This is a genomic window from Actinomadura sp. KC216 (assembly GCF_004348535.1).
Lineage (GTDB): Bacteria > Actinomycetota > Actinomycetes > Streptosporangiales > Streptosporangiaceae > Spirillospora.
In genome coordinates this window covers 21,683-27,952 of sequence record NZ_SMJX01000092.1, presented here as the reverse complement: position 1 = coordinate 27,952, position 6,270 = coordinate 21,683, and the positions used below count along the sequence as shown (strand labels likewise).

Here is a 6,270-nt window from a genome sequence, read left to right as displayed (position 1 = left end):
GAGTGGTCACGTCCGGGGTGATGACGGCCAGGCGGGCGCCCGCGGGGTCGGTCATGACGGAGAACCGGCCCGGCCGGATGTCGGTCGGCGGGACGTGGACCTGGGCGCCCAGCTCGGCGGCGCGGCGGGCGGTGGCGTCGCAGTCCTCGACCCAGAAGTACGGGATCCAGTGCGGCGGGAACCCTTCCGGCCACCACGCCTCGATGGGCAGCATGCCCCCGACGGACCAGTCCCCGATCTTCCAGTTGGTGTAGGACGGCGCGTAGTACGAGCGGTCGACGGGCGTCCAGCCGAACACCTTGCCGTAGAAGCGGCGCGCGTCGTGGACGTCGGTGCTCGCCAGCTCGACCCAGCACGTCGCGCCGGGCTCGTCGACGACGCCGGAGCCCTGCAGGTTGTAGGGCAGCCAGAGCGCGAAGTCGGCGCCCTGCGGGTCGGCGCACAGCGCCATGCGCCCGAGGTCGGCGACGTCGGCCGGCTCGACGGTCACCGCCCCGCCGGCGGCGCGGACGGCGCCGAGCGTGGCCTCAAGGTCCTCGACGCGGAAGTAGCACGTCCAGGACGCGGGCTCGGTGTCGTCGGCGAGCTCGTTCACCCCGGCGACCTCCGGGCCCTGCGCCCCGTCGAGCGTGAAGACCTCGTTGTCGCCCCACACGCCCAGGGCCAGCGTGTAGGAGTGCCACCCGAAGACACCGCGGTAGAACTCCTTGGACGCCCCCACGTCCGGGCTGGTCAGCTGGGTCCATGCCAGGGCCCCGGGGGCGTGCGCGGTAACCTCGGGCATTCCTCCACGGTAGGAACGGGCGGGCAATCTCCCCTGCCCCGGACCGCCAAGACGATCCCAATGTTCAGACGCTGTCGACGGCCTGGAGCAGGCCCCAGACGAAGTGGGCGGCGAACGTGCCGCCGGGCGTGGTGAGGGTGGCGTGCCAGCGGCTCGGGGCGTCGCCGTCCTGGTGGGCGACGCTGCCGAAGCGTGCGGCGACGTCGCCGACGACGCAGGACCAGGGGACGAGGTCGTCGACGGTGCCGAGGCGCGGCACCGGGACGTCGCTCGCGCGGGCGAGCCATTCGTGCGCGACCGAGCCGTCCGGGGCCAGCATGATCTCAAAGCGCAGGCCGGGCCACAGCGACAGCCCGGTCCACCAGGCGACCTCGCAGGTCACGTCGCCGATCCGGTGCTCCTCGACGCCGCCGGGCGGGCCGAGGACCGCCTCGTAGCGGCGCCGCCCGCGCGGGAACGTCCGGGACCGGAGGATCCGCTGCCAGCGGGCGTTGACCTCCCGCATCTCGGTGCGGGACGCCTCCAGCGCGCGCATCGCGTCCTCGACGAGGCCGGGCTGGTAGTCGGCCATCCGGCGGAGCAGCACGAGCTGGAACTCCCGCCGCGCGAATCCCTTCACCGGCGCCACGCTACCCGCGCCTATTCGTCGTCGGCGATCCCCAGGCCGCGCGCTTCCTCGGGGTCGGGGGTGAAGGGCTCTTCGGGGTCGTAGTCGGACGGGCGCGGCCGCTCGGGCCCGTCCGGGCCGACGCGGACGACGTACTCGAAGCGGATGACGCGGAACCGGCGGCCGAGGACGGTGATCTCGGCGCGGCGCGTCCCGTCCCTGAGCAGCCCGGCGGCGGCCCGGTACTCGGCGAGGACGTCCGGCGACGACGCGAGCATCATCGGCACGATCGTGTCGAAGTAGGTGGCGAGGTGGTCGCGGACGCAGGCGGGGCTGTGCAGGAACGGGCCGTGCGGCGGCCACGTCCCGCTCTCCTTCTCCGCGGCGGCGAACCGGGCGGCGAGCCGCGCGACGCGGGGATGGGTGACGAGCGCGCGGCGCGCGTCGCGGGTCACCTCGACCGGGACGACCGGCCCTTCGGGGACCTTCTCCCACCGCTCCCCCAGCAGCTCCGCCGACCCGGGCGCCAGCGCGGGCGGCAGCAGCCCGTGGTCGAACCGGCGGGCGTCGCGGCGGGTGCGGGGCTCGGGCAGCTCGTCGGGGTCGGTGGGGCGCGGCGGCTCGGGGCCGTCCACGCCGAAGCGGCAGAACCGGTCGGCGCGGACGACGCGGAACACCCGCCCGGCGACGGTCACCTCGTCCGGGCGGCCGCGTTCGAGGAGCGCCGCCCCGTCCCGGAACTCCCCGCGGTCGGCGCCGGAGGCGTCGCGGGCCATGTTCCGGAACCACCAGGCGAGCGAGTCGCGGGCGTCCTGCGGCGTCATCCGCTCCATCCCGGACATCATCCAGCCGCCGTCGACCCGTTCCATCACCCCGTACGTCGGCCCGTACCAGAGCACGAGCGGGTGGGTCCGCTGCGCCCGCACCTCGCCGAGCCACGCCGACGACGACGCGGCCGACAGCGAAGGAGGCAGGTCACCAGCGAGAGCCGCGCCATCACTACCCGTCATAGCCTCCATCGTCACAGGGCGCGGGGTCCGGCGCGCGCGATTCCGCCATTCGGCCCGGCAGGACTGCGCAGCGTCAGGACCTGCGGGCGCCGATGGCGGCGGCGAGGGCGGGCCAGCTCCGGTCCAGCTCCCGCCGCCAGTACTTCCAGTTGTGCATGCCGGGCCCGTAGAGGTTCGCGGTGACGGGAACGCCCGCCCTCCTGGCCGCCTCGACGAAGTTGGCCGTCATCACCCCCGCCAGCTGCTCGCCGATGCGCCCGGCGTGCCACGGCACGGTGTCGGGGTCGTCGAAGGGGCCGGGCTGCCCGTTCCCGGATGAGACGTACACGCCGGTGCCCTTCAGCCGGTCCACCATCGCGGCCGCGTCGTGCGCGCGCCAGTTCGCCCGCGCGGTGATCGGGTCGCCCCAGATCGCGGTGCCCGCCTCCCGGTTCATCGACGTCAGGATCGTCGGCATGCCCGGGGCGGTGATGTTGAGCGGGCCGCTGTAGGACGCGGCGTACCTGAACAGCCCCGGGTGGCGTTCGGCGTAGGTGATGGCGCCCTGCCCGCCGGACGACAGCCCGATCGCGGCGCGCATCGACCCGGCGTGGAAGTTGCGCTCCATCAGCGGGATGACTTCGTCGATGTGGAAGGTCTCCCAGGCCGGGATGCCGCCCTTGCCGTCGTTCCACCAGTTCGTGTACGAGCCGCGGGAGCCGCCTTCGGGCATGACGACCATCACGTCGTAGGCGCCCGCGGTCTTCTCGATGTCGGAGTCGCGCGTCCAGGACCCGAAGTCGTTGTTGCCGCCGTGGTAGGCGTAGACGACGGGCCACGACCTGCTCGCCCCGGCCGACCAGCCCTTCGGGACCAGCACGCGCGTCTTCACCTTGGCACCGAGCGCCGGCGACGCGATCGTGACGTCGAACTGCCGCACGCCGGACTTCTTGACACTACTGATGGCCGCACCATCGGCGGCCTTTGCATAGGTGCCGGGCCGGGCGCCGCCCGGCGCCCCCACCCGCGTGCCACGGCCACCGGGATTGGTGTCGGGGTCGTCGGGCCCCGGCGCGCGGTCACCCGTCCGGAACGGCTTCGTACCGGGCGGAACCTTCGGCAGCTTCGGCGACGTCCCGGGAGCCTTCGTCGGCGGCCCGAAAGAGGGAACCGGCTCGGCGCCGCCCCTGGCCTCCGACCGCTCCTCCGGCACGCCGACGCCCGCCTGCGCGAGCCCGACCATCACGGCCGGCAGCAGCACGGCCGCCGCCGCGGTCCCCGCAATGGCGATCTTCCTGTCCGTACGCTTCTTCATGCCGCTCCCCAGCCGGCCGCGACACCCCGCGAACGAGCGCAGGGCACGGCACTCCCGCCCGCCGAAGAAGCTACTGTTCCCGCCGATACACCGCAAGTATTGACATCAGATGCAATAACCCCGAACCGCCCAGCGCCCCGGAATGGTTCTACGGAGCCCCGTCCAGGCGGATGGACTGCTCGTGCGAGAACACGTTCAGCGGGTCCCACTGCCGCTTGACGTCCTGGAGCCTTTCGTAGGCGTCCTTGTAGTAGAGCGTCTCCCACGACTGGCCGGACCCGTTCCATCGCTCATCGTTCAGGTCGACGTCGGGGTATCCGATGTAGCAGCCGTCCGTGACGTCGCCATCCGCGACGGGCACTCCCCCCGGTCTGCGCGAACGTGGCCTTGTACGTGTCGCGGATCCAGGCGATGTGCGTGTCCTCGTTGGCGTCGTGTCTCGTCCAGTAGACCTGGTACTGCATCTTGAGAATGGAGTCGCGCTGCCGCGCCGCCGTGTCGTGCAACGGATGGTTTACGGGTCGGCGTCTACCACCGCCACGTCGACCGCGTACAGATAGTCGACGGTGAGCCCATGCTGCCGCGACAGCCGCCCAATCCGCCCGCGGGGATGTGCCCACCGAGCCCGACCGAGTAGCACGACCCGCCGGGCAGCGTCTTCCGACTGGCCGGGTACAGGTGGCTGTAGACGTGCCAGTTCGTCGCCCCGGCCTCGACGCAGTACGCCTGCATGGCGCTGTCGTAGTACATCCCGTACATGGGGCTCACGTCGAGGATCATCCGCACGTCGTCGCCGCAGACGAAGTCCTCGTAGCAGTGCCCGCCGGACTTCACCGTGATCCGCGTCCAGTCCGGGTCCTGCGGGGCCTCGTTCACGCGGTGGTGAGCGCCGCCGCCACCTCGTCGGGCGTCCGCACCAGCCGCACGTACTCCGGCTCGGCGATCCACCGCTGGTTGAACCCGCGGCTCATCGCCGGATACCGCCTGTCACCGGGACGAATCGTCGTGCTGGGCAACGCCGGAACATCGCTCACGCCTGCCGGGACCTTGCTCATGCCATCGCCTCCGCGCCTCGAACCAGAACCGCGAAGAACCCTTCCCCGCCAACCCATCCGGTAGCCGATCAGCAACACACAGTTAGCGCATCGGCGAGGTCCGGCAGAAGGACCTCGGCGACCGTCTCCTCCGTTACGGCGGCGTCATGCGTTCGCAGACTGTGGACGAGTTCGTCGTCCCGGGACGGCCGAGTCCGCGGAGGAGCCGGATGACGGCGCCGGTCGGCCGGTTCGACGAAAGCTCCGACGGCGGACGGCCTTCACCGAAGCGCTGCACCGCCAGGGCAAGGACCGCCGAGTTCTCGCTCACCCGCCACATCCGGGTCGTCGGCGGGCAGCGCCGCCGGGGCGGCCGTCCATGGGGGACATCAGGTAGCCGCCCATGTTTGCGCCATGTGTTCGCGCGCGGCCACCGGCGCGGAAAGGCGGTTGAAGGAAGCAGGCGCCGTGCGATAAAGGCAGTCCACTCCATATCGATGAAGGAGCCGCACAGATTTCTCCTGCGGTTCGGCCGGAAACAAACCGGCGACCCTATCCACTAGCTCAGGACTGTGCGGGGCATAGTCCAGGAGCTGGGCCAGGGCCTCGCGCACATAATGATGACCGGGGTTACTCTTGGCTTCGACGATCTCGGTACCATCCGGCCCGGTCACGAGGATGTCCGTAATACCCACCGGGGTTTGCAGGCGGTCGGCACGGTGATTGGGAAGGCTGGTGACGTAACTCGCGGACAAGAAGCGCTTCAGCGCGCCTGACCCGTATCTCACGAGCAACGGAACGAAAACTCGTCTGAGTGGTATGGATTCTTTCGAGATCCACGACCTGGGTGTGATCGGTGAGGGCCTGAAGGACTTCGGCTTCCCGCATCAGATCTTCCTGGAAGCCGGTCGACGTCACGATACCGAGGCCTTGCAGGAGCACCTCCGCCTTGTCTCCCTCCAGAATCCGTAGGCCCATGAAGTTGTCACCCTGGTTGAAACCGGGCAGTGCCCAGATTTCTTCGTAGTCGATCTCCGTGGCTTGAAAACTCACCAAGCTGTAGACGTTGTTCCAACTACCCTTGTCGGGCTCGGGACTCCAGAGAGTGTCAGCAAAGGCGGGGTTGTCGAAGAGAACACCGACTTCACCGATACCGCGGACCTTGTTCAAACCGGTAAAGAGGACGACGTCACCAAAGTGTACGCGTTTCATTTTACTGTTCTGAAAAGAGGTTGCTCCCCAGAACCGCGCCCGCCCCGAGGGGTGCAGGCCCAAGAGTGATTGTTTCTGAGCCTCGGTCAGCCGGGACTCGTGCGCGGACGCGGTGAACGCGACCTCTTGCCCCATGGTGTCGGCCCACCGCCGCCGGGAGGCCGGGTTGCCGTAGGAAGGCTGTATCACCACAACCGCCATAGCTGATCCTCTTTCGCCCGATTCACCACCTATGTCTTGCGCGAGTATTTTGGCACCCGGACAGCTCAGGCCGTAACCCTCAGGTCACATGGTTCTGAACCCGTCACCGTCCAGGGTCCTGGGTACCG

General features: G+C 70.0%; 8 protein-coding genes. All 8 read right to left on the bottom strand.

Annotated features, from left to right (window positions below):
- Positions 1-784: VOC family protein (locus E1264_RS18080; RefSeq protein ID WP_132174948.1), on the bottom strand; the 784-nt coding region annotated here is incomplete at its 3' end.
- 64 nt (positions 785-848) lie between these two features.
- Entirely contained in the window at positions 849-1,403 is a 555-nt protein-coding gene (locus tag E1264_RS18075) for a hypothetical protein (protein ID WP_132174946.1), read from the bottom strand.
- 20 nt (positions 1,404-1,423) lie between these two features.
- Positions 1,424-2,401, bottom strand: coding sequence for a DUF5954 family protein (locus E1264_RS18070; protein ID WP_132174944.1), 978 nt, complete (start codon positions 2,399-2,401; stop codon positions 1,424-1,426).
- A 73-nt stretch (positions 2,402-2,474) separates the two neighbouring features.
- Complete coding sequence (locus E1264_RS18065) at positions 2,475-3,695, bottom strand: alpha/beta hydrolase family protein (protein ID WP_132174942.1); 1,221 nt, start codon at positions 3,693-3,695, stop codon at positions 2,475-2,477.
- A 148-nt stretch (positions 3,696-3,843) separates the two neighbouring features.
- Positions 3,844-4,056, bottom strand: coding sequence for a BBE domain-containing protein (locus tag E1264_RS45370; RefSeq protein ID WP_243711001.1), 213 nt, complete (start codon positions 4,054-4,056; stop codon positions 3,844-3,846).
- 167 nt (positions 4,057-4,223) lie between these two features.
- Positions 4,224-4,571, bottom strand: coding sequence for a hypothetical protein (locus tag E1264_RS45365; protein ID WP_243711000.1), 348 nt, complete (start codon positions 4,569-4,571; stop codon positions 4,224-4,226).
- Positions 4,568-4,729, bottom strand: coding sequence for a hypothetical protein (locus E1264_RS45360; protein ID WP_243710999.1), 162 nt, complete (start codon positions 4,727-4,729; stop codon positions 4,568-4,570). The genes E1264_RS45365 and E1264_RS45360 overlap by 4 nt, the downstream gene beginning before the upstream one ends.
- A gap of 630 nt (positions 4,730-5,359) precedes the next feature.
- Entirely contained in the window at positions 5,360-6,142 is a 783-nt protein-coding gene (locus E1264_RS44650; RefSeq protein WP_207935992.1) for a hypothetical protein, read from the bottom strand.
- Positions 6,143-6,270 lie beyond the last annotated feature (128 nt).